At 60.8% G+C, this 14249-nt stretch carries 12 protein-coding genes and 2 pseudogenes; 5 read left to right on the top strand and 9 right to left on the bottom strand.

Annotation, left to right across the window (positions count from 1 at the left end; genetic code table 11):
* Positions 1 to 359: 359 nt before the first annotated feature.
* The 5 genes from tnpC to HAP54_RS46735 form a co-directional block, all read right to left on the bottom strand.
* Complete coding sequence (tnpC, locus tag HAP54_RS46755) at positions 360 to 2033, bottom strand: IS66 family transposase (protein WP_166298068.1); 1674 nt, start codon at positions 2031 to 2033, stop codon at positions 360 to 362.
* A gap of 46 nt (positions 2034 to 2079) precedes the next feature.
* Positions 2080 to 2274, bottom strand: a complete 195-nt coding sequence (gene tnpB / locus HAP54_RS46750; protein ID WP_166293650.1) for an IS66 family insertion sequence element accessory protein TnpB — start codon at positions 2272 to 2274, stop codon at positions 2080 to 2082.
* A gap of 33 nt (positions 2275 to 2307) precedes the next feature.
* Positions 2308 to 3534, bottom strand: coding sequence for a group II intron reverse transcriptase/maturase (gene ltrA / locus HAP54_RS46745; RefSeq protein ID WP_166306448.1), 1227 nt, complete (start codon positions 3532 to 3534; stop codon positions 2308 to 2310).
* Positions 3535 to 4095: 561 nt separating this feature from the next.
* Positions 4096 to 4314 carry an IS66 family insertion sequence element accessory protein TnpB gene (tnpB, locus tag HAP54_RS46740; RefSeq protein ID WP_166294299.1) on the bottom strand — a complete coding sequence of 73 codons (219 nt, stop codon included), beginning with the start codon at positions 4312 to 4314 and terminating at the stop codon, positions 4096 to 4098.
* Positions 4311 to 4493 (bottom strand): hypothetical protein, encoded by a 183-nt coding sequence (locus HAP54_RS46735; protein ID WP_166298067.1) that lies wholly within the window; start codon positions 4491 to 4493, stop codon positions 4311 to 4313. The genes tnpB (HAP54_RS46740) and HAP54_RS46735 overlap by 4 nt, the downstream gene beginning before the upstream one ends.
* A gap of 263 nt (positions 4494 to 4756) precedes the next feature.
* Here HAP54_RS46735 and istA (HAP54_RS46730) point away from each other — a divergent pair, with 263 nt between their 5' ends.
* The 5 genes and pseudogenes from istA (HAP54_RS46730) (at position 4757) to HAP54_RS46710 (ending at position 11276) form a co-directional block, all read left to right on the top strand.
* Positions 4757 to 6298 (top strand): IS21 family transposase, encoded by a 1542-nt coding sequence (gene istA, locus HAP54_RS46730; RefSeq protein ID WP_166217180.1) that lies wholly within the window; start codon positions 4757 to 4759, stop codon positions 6296 to 6298.
* A 16-nt stretch (positions 6299 to 6314) separates the two neighbouring features.
* A complete protein-coding gene (gene istB, locus HAP54_RS46725) occupies positions 6315 to 7076 on the top strand; it encodes an IS21-like element helper ATPase IstB (RefSeq protein ID WP_029085260.1) in 762 nt (253 codons plus the stop codon).
* 122 nt (positions 7077 to 7198) lie between these two features.
* Positions 7199 to 8689, top strand: a pseudogene (gene istA, locus HAP54_RS46720) (IS21 family transposase); the annotation flags it as partial.
* Positions 8690 to 8697: 8 nt separating this feature from the next.
* A pseudogene (istB, locus tag HAP54_RS46715) lies at positions 8698 to 9540 on the top strand (IS21-like element helper ATPase IstB); the annotation flags it as partial.
* Between the two features lie 329 nt (positions 9541 to 9869).
* Positions 9870 to 11276 carry an integrase catalytic domain-containing protein gene (locus tag HAP54_RS46710; protein ID WP_166295107.1) on the top strand — a complete coding sequence of 469 codons (1407 nt, stop codon included), beginning with the start codon at positions 9870 to 9872 and terminating at the stop codon, positions 11274 to 11276.
* Positions 11277 to 11290: 14 nt separating this feature from the next.
* Here HAP54_RS46710 and tnpB (HAP54_RS46705) read toward each other — a convergent pair whose 3' ends face one another.
* From tnpB (HAP54_RS46705) to HAP54_RS46690, 4 genes are all read right to left on the bottom strand, one after another.
* Positions 11291 to 11521, bottom strand: coding sequence for an IS66 family insertion sequence element accessory protein TnpB (gene tnpB, locus HAP54_RS46705; RefSeq protein ID WP_166298066.1), 231 nt, complete (start codon positions 11519 to 11521; stop codon positions 11291 to 11293).
* Positions 11518 to 11913 (bottom strand): IS66-like element accessory protein TnpA, encoded by a 396-nt coding sequence (gene tnpA / locus HAP54_RS46700; RefSeq protein WP_166202956.1) that lies wholly within the window; start codon positions 11911 to 11913, stop codon positions 11518 to 11520. Before tnpA ends, tnpB (HAP54_RS46705) begins: the two co-directional genes overlap by 4 nt.
* A 358-nt stretch (positions 11914 to 12271) precedes the next feature.
* The gene (locus HAP54_RS46695) at positions 12272 to 13006 is read right to left on the bottom strand and encodes a reverse transcriptase domain-containing protein (RefSeq protein WP_166298065.1); all 735 of its coding nucleotides are present in this window, start codon (positions 13004 to 13006) and stop codon (positions 12272 to 12274) included.
* A gap of 605 nt (positions 13007 to 13611) precedes the next feature.
* Entirely contained in the window at positions 13612 to 14121 is a 510-nt protein-coding gene (locus tag HAP54_RS46690) for an SgcJ/EcaC family oxidoreductase (RefSeq protein ID WP_166298064.1), read from the bottom strand.
* Positions 14122 to 14249: the final 128 nt, after the last annotated feature.

The raw sequence follows: 14249 nt of genomic DNA, 5'->3' as shown, positions 1-14249 counted from the left end.
TGACGTGCGGTTTTTCTGGCTGGCTTGGTGGACGCAGTTAGCACAAGACCGCGGCGCGGAAGGTGATGCCGACGTGAGGGTTTGGTGGGGAAACTTGCCAATCCCAGCAGGACTCGAACCTGCTGCCCGCCGGCTGGAACTCCGCTATTCAGGTGCCCGGGCACATCGCTGCGCCAAAACCCGCAGCCGCAATTACAAATCAATTTCAACAACATACGAGTTCGTAGTTTTATTCTGAATGGCGCGCGTGCTCTGTTGGCCCAGGCGGTCGAGGCGTACGCATACGACGGAGGCCGCCTGATTGACGCATGCGCGCGGGCACGGCGAGGTCTATGATGGCATTGGGTGAAGGGTGAAGGTCAGGCGGCCTGCTGATTGGCTGGCTTGTCGGCCTGGCGCAGGAGCTTCCATTCCCAGGGCAAGAGCTCGTGCAGACGCGATGCGGGATGATCGGCGATACGGGCCAGGACGTCGGCGAGCCAGGCCTTGGGATCGACGTCGTTGAGGCGACAGGTCGTGATCATCGTCAGCATGATGGCGGCACGGTCGGCGCCGCGCTGGCTGCCGGCGAAGGTCCAGTTGCGCCTTCCCAAGGCGATGCCTCTCAATGCGCGCGCAGCGCAATTGTTGGTCAAGCAGATCCTGCCGTCGTCGAGGAAGCGGGCGAAGCCGTCCCAGCGCCTGAGCATGTAGTTAATCGGCTTCAGGACCTCGGAGGAACGCGAGAGGGTTTCGCGCTCGCGGAGCAGCCAGGCATGCATGTCCTCGAGAAGTGACTTACTCTGTTCCTGGCGAGCGGCACGCCGCTCGCCGGCACCGCGGCCGTTGATGGCGCGCTCGATCTCGAACAACGTATCGAGGCGTCTGACAGCCTCCAGCGCGATCGGGGAGACCGGTTTGCCTTTCTTGCCTTCCCGAGCATTTTTCTCGATATCAGCCAGCTCGAAGAAGCCCCGCCGCGCATGGGCCACGCAAAACGCCGGCGTAATCGGCAGCGCCTTCTTCTGCGGGTCGAACAGCGGCTCGAAGCCGCTGTAGCAATCCGCCTGCAAGATGCCGGCGAAGGCGGCCAGATGTCTCTGTGGATGCTCGCCTCGTCGGTCGCTCGAGGCGTAATAGACCGCTGCCGGCGGCGCAGGCCCGGCGAACGGCCGGTCATCCCGCACATAAGTCCAGATCCGCCCGGTCGTGCACTTGCCCTTCGCCAGAATACGGATGGTGGTGTCGTCGCCATGAAGGCGCTCGGCAGCGAGCACGTGGCGTTCGATCAAGTGGAAGAGCGGCATGACGGCGAAGGTCCCGTGGCCGACCTGGTCGGCCAGCGTCGACAACGGCAGGTCGATCCCCTCGGCCTTAAAGCGCGCACTCTGGCGGTTGAGCGGGATATGCATGCCGAACTTGTCGAACAGGATCGTCGCCAGCAATTGTGGGCCGATGAAGCCGCGCGGCGTGGCATGGAACGGCGCGGGCGGCTGGCTGATCTTCTCGCAATCGCGGCAGGTGAACTTCTCGCGTACCGTCTCGATCAGCTTGAAGCGGCGCGGGATCTCCTCCAGCGTCTTGGTCACATCCTCACCGATCTTCGCCAGCCGCGATCCACCGCAGCAGGCGCAGGTCGTTGGAGTCTCAATGACGACGCGCTCGCGTTCGATATCGTCAGGCCATGGCTTGCGCACCGGCCGCTTGCGCATGAAGGGGCGGACGTTCTGCGTCTTCGCCGCTGCGGCCTGTGCGGCAAGCTCATCCTCGCTCGCCGTGGTGACGAGTTCTTCGAGCTCCAACTCCAACTGCTCGAGCAGCCGTGCCGAGCGCTCGGATCGCTGCCCGTGCAGTTCGCGTTTCAGCTTCTCGATGCGCAACTCGAGATGAGCGATCAGCGCCTCGGTATCCGACAGTTTCGCCTGCGCATTCGCGGCTTGCGCCTGCCAGTTGGCGGCCTTCGCCTCGGCTTTCTGTCGCGCCTCACGCTCGGCCTGCAGCGCCGCCAGGGCACTGACAAGGTCCGATGGAAGATCATCCGGCTTCGATATCATGGAGCCATTGAATCAGATCAAGCCGCAGATTCAAACCGTAAAACGACTATCCGACCCGCGTCGGACGCTGGGTTTCTTGAGGGTTGCGCCAATCGATCCCGGACAACAGATAGCTCAACTGCGCCGGAGAGATCGTTACCGATTCACCAGCAACCGATGGCCAGATGAACCTGCCTCTCTCGAGTCTTTTGGTGAACAAGCAGGCGCCCTGGCCATGGTGAGTCGGCCCCGGGGGTTGCACCCGGAGCCGCTCTCCGAACCGTACGTGACGCTCTCACGTCATACGGCTCTCAACAAGTAACGAGGCAGAACTCAACATCGCCCAATGAGCGAACAGCTTCGGCCTGCGGCAGCGGATCAATCTGAGCCAGGTGGAGGCTCTGACTTTTCCATTCTTCAGCCCTTTGTATTTGCGTCGCGCCCAGCGGTTAAGAGATTCGTCGACATATCGATACAGGTTGTGCATTTCTGACCGCCCATATCTGCCGTAGTACTGCCTCCATCCACGAAGGACGGGGTTCAGTTCCAAGGCAATTGCGTCGACTTCCGTCTGCGAGCGAAGCCTGAGGCGGAGCTGCCGGATCGTCATACGCATAGACGTCATCGCCGCCCTGCTGACCGCTGGCGAGAACGTACAGAAGTTTTCTTTCTTCTGATGGTTTCTTGCCCTGCGCGGTCGAAAGGTAAATCCCAGAAAGTCAAATGACTGACTGGCATGGCTACCCGGGCGATTGCTGTCTTTGCAGTAGACGATCTTGGTCTTGTCGGGATGCATTTCGAGTTCGCATTCCTTAAACCTTGCTTGCAGCGCCGCCTTGATGGCTTCCGCTTCAGCCTTGGTTCGGCAATGAACGAGCCCGTCGTCCGCGTATCGACACCACGGCGACTGCGGGAAGTTCCGCGCCATCCATGTATCGAACGCATAATGCAAGAACAAATTGGCAAGGACGGGACTGATCACGCCGCCTTGGGGTGTGCCCCGGTCGCGAGCGGTGATCGCTCCGTCTCTGTCTTGCATCGGCGCTGTTAGCCAGCGTTCGATGTAGAGCAGAGCCCATTCGTCTTGCACATGCTTCCTGACGGCCTTCATAAGCAACTTGTGGCTGATATTGTCGAACAGGCCTTTGATGTCGAACTCCAGCACCCAGTCCATCCTCCAGCACCGTTGCCGGGTGACGCCGACGGCGTCCAGCGCGGATTTTCCGGGCCGGTAGCCGTAGGAATCGGGAAGGAAGATTTCCTCGAGTGCTTGTTCAATCTGCAGCTTGACGACCGTTTGCGCCACGCGATCTGCTACTGTCGGCACACCTAGAATGCGTTGCCCGCCGTTCTTCTTGGGAATGGAGACAGCCCGAACGGCAGGTGGAAAGTAGCTGCCAGAAGACATTCGATTCCAGACCTTGTAAAGGTTGCCCTTCAAGTCCTTCTCAAAAGCTTCGAGCGACACCTTATCCACGCCGGCCGAGCCCGCATTGGCTTTGACCAATCGGTAGGCCTTCATCACTGTCTGCTTGTCGATATCGTACTGCTTACGTCCGGTTACACTCACATGTCCTCCTGCTCATCACAGTTGCATATGGGAGCAACCCACTTGTTTCGGCCCCTTCGCTCCAGTCCCATTACAGCACCTTCATCACTACTACGAGCCGATCCGCCCCAGTGTTGTGCTTCGGTACTCTCGTCTCGCGGTGTGCGCCGCTTGAACTTCTCCCTTGGCATCACAACGACTGGTTCCTGCAGTTCTCTACAAGAGCCTGTATCCAGATCGCGTCCCCTAAACGCCGGTCGCCATCCGCGCAGTAATCCAGGCGCCTCACGGATTGATCTCAGGGATGGCACGCGCCCCTGATTTTGGCGACGCCTTAGTAATTTTCGACGCGTCATCGGAAGATTCGCTTTCGCTCGCCTTCTGGATACTTACCTGCCCCGTACACCCGGGACTTTTGCAACACTTGCTCATGACCGCGCCTTTTAAGCGAAGCCACAGTGTCGTGGTTTTGCATCTGCGCCTGAAACGCCGATGCAGGAGGGCCATCCTCCATCTCTCATAAAGCTGTACGCATTAAATTCGGTTATTCACCTCCTTCATGCTCTGCAGCACACCGTGCCAAATGACCTTCAATAGATCACCGCGTTTGCCCCGGAAGCAGAAAAGACCGCCGCCCATGGCGTCGCGCTTGAGCACTTCCTGCACGCGCAGAGCCAGGCTCGGAAAGCCGCACCGCATGTCGGTATGGCCCGTCGCCAGCCACACCCGCACGCCCGTCGGGATCGGGATCATCGGCGCGCCAGGCCCCGAGCAATTCGAACGACCGCCTCGATATCCGCACCGGGGCCGAAGACCACGCGCAGCCCCTGAGGGCTCACGATTTCGATCTGACCTGTCTCGACAGCTTCCGTCGTTGGCGGCGTACTTGCCGCAACTATCGCAGGGACGAATGTCGGGCCGATCGATGTCATTCGGCCTGCAATATTGACCCCCTAAGCCGGGGGATCGGCGTCCAAAATTGACCCCCTACAGATTGATCTGTTGCGCTGCCTGCTTTGGAATGCATGTTTCGCGGGATCGTGAGCACGGATTTCAGGGGATCGTGAGCAGAGATTTCAGACGATCGTGAGCACGGATTTCGCGGGATCGTGAGCAGCTTTTCAGCGGCTCAGCCCGCTTCGGCCGACAACTCAACCGGCTTAGGAACTGCCTCGTCAGTGAACGAGGAAGGCCGATGCCCACCCAGAGATTGTCGATGCGCCGGATCAAAGAGGTTCTCCGCTTAAAACATGTTCAAGGCTTGCCGGAGCGAGCCATCGCGCGCACCCTGGGCATCAGCAACGGAGCCGTGCACAGCTATCTGCGCCGAGCCGGGGCTGCCGGACTGAACTGGCCGTTGCCGGTCGGAATGACCGACGAAGACCTGGAGCTGCTGCTTTTCCCTGCGCCGAGGCCTGCGTCACAGAGCCCACAGCGGCCCGTTCCCGACTGGGGCTATGTCGACAAGGAGCTGCGCCGGCGCAACGTGACCCGCCGGCTGCTGTGGGACGAGTATCGCGCCAGCCATCCCGATGGATTCGGCTACACATGGTTCTGCACGACCTACGAGGCCTGGAAGGGGCGAGCCCGGCCTTCGATGCGGCAGACCCATCTGGGCGGCGAGAAGGTTTTCGTGGATTTCGCCGGCGACACCATCGACGTCATCGCCCCCTCAAGTGGGGAAGTGCAGTCGATGAAGCTGTTCGTCGCAGCGATGGGCGCCTCCAACTATACCTACGCCGAGGCCTGCCCAAGCGAGGGGCTCGCCGACTGGATCCGGGTCCACATCAACCTTTTCGCCTTCCTCGGCGGCGCGCCGACATTCGTGGTCTGCGACAATCTCAAGGCCGCCGTCACCAATCCCGACCGCCACGATCCTGGCCTCAACCGAACCTATGCCGAGATGGCGAGCCATTACGGCACGGCCATTCTCGCAGCCCGGCCGCGGCGCCCAAAAGATAAGGCAAAGGTCGAAGTTGCGGTGCAAGTCGCCCAGAGATGGATTTTGGCGCGGCTGCGCAACCAACGCTTCTTTTCGTTGGCGGAGCTGAACGCAGCCATCAAAATACTCGTCGTCGAACTCAATGCCCGGCAGATGCGCGACTTTGGCGCCAGCCGCGCCGAACTGTTCTCCGAACTCGACAAGCCCAAGCTCACAAAGCTGCCGGATCAGGCTTACGCTTTCGCGCGCTGGAAGCGATGCCGGGTCGGCCCCGACTATCATATCGAGATCGATGGACACTGGTATTCCACGCCATATCGGCTCATCCGTGAGCTTGTCGATGCCCGCATCGACGACAGGACGGTCGAGATCTTCCACAACGGCCGCAGGATCGCCAGCCACGCCCGCGCGCCCAACCGGCGGGGCCACACCACCACCGCCGACCACATGCCCAGCGCCCATCGGCGCTACGGCCAATGGACGCCCGCCGGAGTGATCGCCGCCGGCGAGCGGATCGGTCCGTCGACCGCCGCCTTCTTCCAGGCCGTGATCGCGGCCCGGCCGCATCCCGAGCAAGGCTTTCGCACCTGCCTCGGCATTCTGTCGCTGGCCAAAAGCTACAGCGCCGAGCGCGTCGACGCGGCCTGCCGGCGCGGCATTCTGATCAAGGCGCGATCCGTCGCCTCGATCCGCTCCATCCTCCAGAACGGCCTGGATCGCACCTTTCTCGACGAGCCCTCCGAACCCCAACCCCTGCGCCACGGCAACATCCGCGGCCGGGATTATTTCCACTGAAGCCAAGGAGACCTGTATGCTCACCCATCCCACCCACGAACGCCTGATCGAGCTCGGCTTGAGCGGCATGGCCAAGGCCTTCGAGGAGCAGCGACGATCACCTGATCTCGAAGCCTTGCCGTTCGAAGATCGCATCGGCCTGCTGGTCGACCGGGAAGCCGCGGAACGCGACACCAGGCGGCTCACTACGCGCCTCAAGCTGGCCGCGCTCCGCCAGAATGCTTGCTTGGAGGACGTCGATTTGCGCACGCCGCGGGGTATCGACCGGGCCGTCTTCGCCAAGCTGGTCAGCGGCGACTGGATCGATCGCCACGAGAATTTGCTCATAACCGGAGCGACCGGATTGGGCAAAAGTTGGTTAGCCTGTGCCCTCGGCCACAAGGCCTGCCGCGACAATCGCTCGGTTCTCTATCATCGCGTCCCAAGATTGTTCGAAGCGTTGGCACTCGCGCGGGGGGATGGACGTTATGCCCGCTTGCTCAAAACCCTTGGCCGCGCCCAGCTTCTGATTTTGGACGATTGGGGATTGTCAGTGCTCACCGCTGCCGAACGGCGCGATCTACTGGAAGTCCTTGAGGACCGCCATGGCCGCGCCTCCACCATCGTAACCAGCCAACTCCCTGTGGACACATGGCACGAAGTTATCGGAGACCCAACCTACGCCGACGCTGTCCTCGATCGCCTCGTCCATAACGCTCACCGCCTCCAGCTTGCCGGCGAAAGCATGCGAAAACGCAACGCCAGAACCATCACCCTTGACGAGCAGCCAGAACGCTGACTCTATCACCGCCTCGGCCGGAGCGGGCTGCTCACGATCGTCTGAATTCGCCGCTCATGATCGCGCGAAATCGCTGCTCACCATCACTGAAATATGCATTGGAACGAAGCAGGTGGTGGGGGATGCTGATCGTGGAGACAATTGCCCGGATCCGGCGCGAGCACTTCATCAAGGGCAAGACGATCAAGGAGATCGCCCGTGACCTGAAGGTGTCGCGGAACACGGTCCGGAAGGTGCTGAGGTCGGGAGAGACCTCCTTCGAGTACGAGCGGCAGGTGCAGCCGCGGCCAAAGCTGGGACGATGGGCAGTAGAGCTTGACGGATTGCTGGCGGCGAACGCGGCCAAATCGGCTCGTGAACAGCTGACGTTGATCCGGATCTTCGAAGAGCTGCGCGGCCGCGGCTACGACGGCGGTTACGATGCCGTGCGGCGTTACGCCAGGCGGTGGAGCAAAGAACGCGGGCAATCGACCGCGGCGGCTTATGTCCCGCTGAGCTTTGCCCCAGGCGAAGCCTACCAGTTCGACTGGAGCCACGAGGTGGTCTTGCTGAGCGGGACCACGGTGATGGTGAAGGCCGCCCATGTCCGGCTCTGTCACAGCCGCATGCTGTTCGTGCGGGCCTATCCGCGGGAGACGCAGGAGATGGTGTTCGACGCCCACGACCGGGCGTTCGCTCTGTTCAAAGGCACCTGCACCCGCGGCATCTACGACAACATGAAGACCGCCGTAGAGACGATCTTCGTCGGTAAAGGGCGTCTCTACAATCGCCGCTTCCTGCAGATGTGCAGCCACTATCTGGTCGATCCGGTCGCCTGCACGCCGGCGTCGGGCTGGGAGAAGGGGCAGGTCGAGAACCAGGTCGGGCTGGTCCGGGAGCGCTTCTTCACGCCGCGGCTGCGGTTCAAAAACCTCGACGAGTTAAACGCCTGGCTGCTCGACAAATGCATCGCCTACGCCAAGGCTCATCGCCACCCGGAGCTGGTCGATCAGACGATCTGGGAAGTGTTCGAAGCCGAGCGTCCCAAGCTCGTTCCCTATGCCGGCCGCTTCGACGGCTTCCATGCGGTGACGGCATCGGTCTCGAAGACCTGCCTGGTGCGCTTCGACAACAACAAGTACTCGGTCGCAGCCAGCGCAGTCGGACGGCCGGTCGAAGTCCAGGCTTATGCCGACCGCATCGTGATCCGTCAGGATGGACGCATCGTTGCCGAGCACCCGCGATCCTTTGGCCGCGGCGAGACGACCTATGATCCCTGGCACTATGTGCCGGTGCTGGCTCGCAAACCCGGTGCCTTGCGCAACGGCGCTCCCTTCAAAGACTGGGTGCTGCCGGCCGCGATCGAGCGGATCCGGCGCAAGCTTGCCAGCACCGACGATGGCAATCGGCAGATGGTCGACATCCTCACCGCGGTGCTGACTGACGGTCTGTCCGCGGTGGAAGCGGCCTGTGCCGAAGCGCTCGGTCATGGCGTCCATTCCGCCGATGTCGTGCTCAACATCCTGGCCCGTCAACGTGAACCCGCCCCACCGGCCAACATCATGACGCCGGCCGCACTGACGCTCCGTCATGCACCGATCGCCGATTGTGCCCGCTACGACAACCTCCGGAGGACCATCTGATGGAACGAACCCAAATCTTCGACCTCATGGGCGAGCTCAAGCTCTACGGCATGAAGGCTGCCTTCGACGAGATCATGGCAACTGCCGTCAAGCGCCAGCACGAACCTCAGCGCATTGTCGGCGACCTGCTTAACGCCGAGATCAACGAGAAGCAGGCCCGCTCGATCAAATACCAGCTGACCATTGCCAAGCTGCCGCTTGCCAAGGACATCGCCGACTTCCAGTTCGACGGCACGCCGATCAATCAGACTCTCGTCAATGATCTCGCCAGCGGCGGCTTCATCGCCCAGCAACGCAATGTCGTGCTGGTTGGCGGCACCGGCACAGGCAAGACCCACCTGGCCATTGCCATCGCCAGAAGCTGCATCCGATCCGGTGCCCGCGGCCGCTTCTTCAACGTAGTCGACCTCGTCAATCGCCTCGAGACCGAGACCCGCAACGGACGGCAAGGACGGCTCGCCGAGCATCTGACCCGGATGGACTTCATCGTGCTGGATGAACTCGGCTATTTGCCCTTCGCCCAGTCCGGTGGCCAGCTCCTCTTCCACCTCGTCAGCCGGCTCTATGAGCGCGCCTCCGTCATCGTGACGACCAATCTCGCCTTCGGCGAATGGCCGAGCGTGTTCGGCGACGCCAAAATGACCACAGCGCTGCTCGACCGATTGACCCATCACTGCGACATTGTCGAGACCGGCAACGATAGCTGGCGGTTCAAGAGCCGAGACGACGATCACGCCACCCGCGCTCGTCTCGCCTCCGCTATCCCGGCCAGCTCCGACGAGACGAGCGCTACCAGCAAAGCCCGCCGCACGAAGGGGTCAAAATTGGACGCCGATGAGGGGCGCATTGCCTCATCGAAAATGTTACCGAACAATTCCGCTGATGACTGGGGCGGCGTTACCGAATCAGGTCGGTGGCGCCAATGGCGAGCGGGATCAGCATGGGCGCAAGGCGCGAGGTGTTGGCCGCGGTGGCGAGGCGCTACCGTGCGGCTGGACGAGTTGAGAAGGGACGGATCCTTGACGAGTTGACAGCAACGACGGGTTGGCACCGCAAGCACGCGGTGCGAGCACTGTCGGTTGCCGGAAGGGACAGGCCCAGACCACCACTGGACGAAGGGGCAACGAGCCCAACCGAACCAGCGACAAGTCGGCGACGCAAATACGCCAGCGTGCGCGACGCGCTGATCGCGCTGTGGGAAGCCTCCGATCGCGTCTGCGGTAAGCGCCTCGTATCGATGATCCCAGTGCTGTTGCCCGCACTCGAGCGGCATGGCCGGCTGAAGCCAACGAGCGCAGAGCGTGCGCTGCTGACAACTCTGAGCGCGGCGACGATCGATCGGATGTTGATCGACGTTAAAATTGCGGCTGCTGGGGGGCGCCGGCGGCGAGTCGGATTCTACTCGGCGATTCGACGCGAGGTGCCGATCCGCACTTTCAATGACTGGGCAAACCCGCCGCCAGGCTTTTGCGAGATCGACATGGTCGCGCACGGTGGGACCAGCGTCGCCGGCTCGTTTATCCAGACTTTGACCATGGTGGACATCGCAACAGGATGGACGGAATGCCTGCCCCTGGTGACACGCGATGGCAGCCTCGTCGTGGAAGCGATGACGCGAGCACAGGGCCTGTTCCCGTGGGTGATCTGTGGCGCCGACTTCGATAACGACAGCGCGTTCATGAACGACGTCGTCGTTCCATGGTGCCGAGCACAGAAGATCGAGGTAACGCGGTCACGTGCCTACAAAAAGAACGATCAGGCTTTCGTGGAGCAGAAGAACGGTGCGGTGGTCCGGCGGCTCGTCGGATACGGGCGCTTCGACGGGGTCGAGACGGCCCGCGTGATGGCACGTCTCTACGCGGCGGCGCGCCTGCTGGTGAACTTCTTCCAGCCGTCATTCAAGCTCAAAGAGAAGCGCCGCGAGGGTGCCAAGATCATCAAACGCTATCATCCGCCTGCCACACCATACGAACGTGCACTGGGGCACCCGAAACTCCCATCAGCGGTCAAGCGCCGTCTGCGCCAGACGTATCGGACTCTCGATCCCATACAATTGCTTGCCACGATCCGCACGGCGCAGGAAGAGCTCGGCGAACGGATCGGCAAGCGCGGTCTTGCGAAGGTTCCCACCGTATCGCCGGCTGATCCGCTCTCGTTTGCCCGATCGCTCGGCACGGCGGCAAACACCGCCGAAGTGCGGGCCACGCACCGCCGGCCGAAACGGCGATATAAAAAGCGTATTCGCATGCCCTCGAAGCTCGATCCCCATCTCGCGATCATCGAGAACTGGCTCGCCGTCGAGCCACAGCTCACTGCACTGGCCATCGTGGGCAGGCTCGCCACGATCGATCCTTCGATGTTCAGCGACAAGCAGCATTCGATCGTTCAGCGCCTGCTTCGGTCCCTCCGGCGGAAGGTGGCGGAGATAGCCATCGTATCCATGCCCGTGGATGAAATACGGCCCGAGGCTGTGGACGGCGCTGCGTGTGATGAGCACTCCGCCCCGCCCACAGCCTCTCCACCGAGCTGGCCGCGGCTCGAGACCGAGACCTTCATCCCGGGTAACATTACTTCCTGAGGCAATACGAGGGGTCAAATTTGCAGGCCGATTGACATATTCACCTCCTTCATGCTCTGCAGCACACCGTGCCAAATGACCTTCAATAGATCACCGCGTTTGCCCCGGAAGCAGAAAAGACCGCCGCCCATGGCGTCGCGCTTGAGCACTTCCTGCACGCGCAGAGCCAGGCTCGGAAAGCCGCACCGCATGTCGGTATGGCCCGTCGCCAGCCACACCCGCACGCCCGTCGGGATCGGGATCATCGGCGCGCCAGGCCCCGAGCAATTCGAACGACCGCCTCGATATCCGCACCGGGGCCGAAGACCACGCGCAGCCCCTGAGGGCTCACGATTTCGATCTGACCTGTCTCGACAGCTTCCGTCGTTGGCGGCGTACTTGCCGCAACTATCGCAGGGACGAATGTCGGGCCGATCGAATCCTCTTCGGCCGGATCATGACAGGTCCAAGCCTTGCGCCAGCTCAGCAGAAGCTGACGTGATATCCCATACCGGCGAGCCGTCGCCGACACCAGTCGTGGCCCCGAGAAGCTCTCCTCTACGATTCTGAGCTTCTCCGCACGCGTCCAGCGTCGCCGCCGACCGGTCTCCACCAAATCCATGCGGCTCAGCACCGCACTGTCCTTATGTCCGTCCATAAGGACAGTCAGCTACAGATCGGAAAAACTCGCAAGACGGCCGCCCTCGGACGGATACGGACAGTCAGCTACAGATCGGAAAAACTCGCAAGACGGCCGCCCTCGGACGGATACAAAAGAGCGGCGAATGGGGCTGGAGAACGCGTTTTTCTCCGAATCCTAGAACGCCGGGAATCGGTACAGTACGGCATTTCGGCGAAAAACAAGGCCCTCATGGGGGGCGGTTTGAATCTCTCTCGCTCAAGCAAAGCGTCCTGTCTGTGGAACAGGAGGTCGGTGGTTCGAGCCCACCCAACTGTACCACTCAAATCAACCACTTAGCAGTTCGCCCTCTGCTCGATTAGCCCAAAATCGAGCTTCAAAACAGGTTCGCTTCCGAGACTTTCGCGCAGTAGGTCACGAACGACGTTTGAGAGGCGGCTGTTCGCGGTTCTGCGAAATATTCTTGGATGCGCTCTTGCGTCACCCGCGCGAGTCCATGCCGCAGCTCGCAATTGAAGACAACAATCTCGTCGGTGGGAGGTACCAGCTTCCCCGGATTTGGCGCGAGGTTCGCTACCGCGAAAGCTGCGAGAAATCCCGCGTATAGCTCGTGCAGAACCGCCTCATCATTTCCCGAGCAGATCAGGTCATCGAGGTAGATCGAAACGAAGGCCCCAGCCTTCTCTGCTTGAGCGACCATAGCCATCACAGGCGAACGCATCAGGACGAGACTGGCGAGGGCAGGTGATTGTTTGAAGCCAATCGGCAAACAGTATCGCGGCCCAACGGTGTACGGACTGCGGACCGACGACCATTTCGCAAAGTTGCGTGCCCAAGGAAAGCCCACGGTATGCAGGGCGGCGGCGATGCGGTTGCGGGATATCGAATAGAAGAAGTTCTGGATATCGATCTTAAAGAAAATCTGGTTTTGCAGGTGTCCGTGGAGAGCCAAGACGTGACCGCCTTTGCGGCAATGATAGAAGCAGAGCGGGAAGTCTACGGCACGATTGCAAAAATCAATGATCTCCTCTCCGCGCCGGTCCGCGTCTTTGGACGGAGCGAAGATGTGCTTGCCTTTGCGCTCCCACGTCCATTTGAAGTTTTGATACATGTCCCGGTCCAGTCAACGGCCTTACTCACGAGGTCCCAGACCGCCGCTGCCAGTTTCACAACCAACAGAGCGAGCCCAAGTATCTCGCGAGCAAGGCGCGTGAATTTGGATTTTCTCCTCATTGCACGTCTCCTGTCTCTGCTGGCAAACTACGACCCCGTGAACACGGAGCCGTCAACCGAGACAATATTATACCCATAGTACCATTGAGATACGTCAGGGTTCATAGGGTCTGAAGTCATGTAGCGTTACGTAACGTCGCGCTACAGACCGGAGGTCGCAGGATATCGCCAGCGCGGTTAAGTTGGGGTTCCGCATGAAACCTGTCAAGATTGTCACAATGCAAACCCCAGCGAGAGAGCAAAACACCACAGCGTCCTTCGCTTTATACGAAAGGCGGATGGACAGTTGGTTTTTCCTTCCATCTCCCGATTACCGTTAGAGTTAAGAGCGAGCATGCGGTTGACCGCGTGTCCCTTACGGCGCACTGTTCGTTTTAGCGGCATCTGAGAGCTGCCGTCGCGGTGTACTAAAACAGCGTACAATACCGCTGGTCGAGGCGCGCATCCGCCTCCAATGCCCCCTGTCATTGGATTGCCTGTTCTTTATTTTGGCGCCGTGGAACCGTCAAACGGCGCAACTAGCGTGTTCTGAAACGCCGTGAGTCGCCACGCACCGTCGCTTTCCTTCACCAGCACTCGCAGGCTCAGCTCTTGGTGCGCCGGCAGCGTTTGCCCATTTGCATTTACAAGGCCTCCAAGCTCGTTCGTAACATGAACAAGTGCAACGTCGGGCCGGACGAAACGTATTTTCATTTTCAGAGTCCGGAGGGAGGCGCTCTTGGCTCTTGTTGCGAGGATTGCCGCGAGCTTACCCTCAACGTCGGTCGCGCCATTTGCCGCCTCTCCGCGGACGCTCACAAAATCGCCGTCTGGCGCATACATTCGAGTAGCTGCCTTCGCATCATGGTTGTTAAAACCATTAGTCATTTCGACCATGAGACTCTTTATAGCTTCCTCATCTTCGGGGGCACCGATGTTTTGCGCGATGCTGATCGCCATCAACGGGCCAAACAGAAGTGCAGCAAGAATTGACAGGAGCGAGATGCAACGCATTGGCGCCCTCCAAAAGCAAAAAAGGAAGAATTTGTATGAAGTGCTGACAGCATAGCAGGGTATTCAGCGCCCCATCCGGCCAAGACAATTCTATTTCTTGCGAGGTGACGAAGGAGCGTCCCTAAAAA

This window comes from Bradyrhizobium sp. 2S1, from assembly GCF_011516625.5.
GTDB lineage: Bacteria > Pseudomonadota > Alphaproteobacteria > Rhizobiales > Xanthobacteraceae > Bradyrhizobium > Bradyrhizobium septentrionale.
This window is presented reverse-complemented; position numbering and strand designations above follow the sequence as displayed.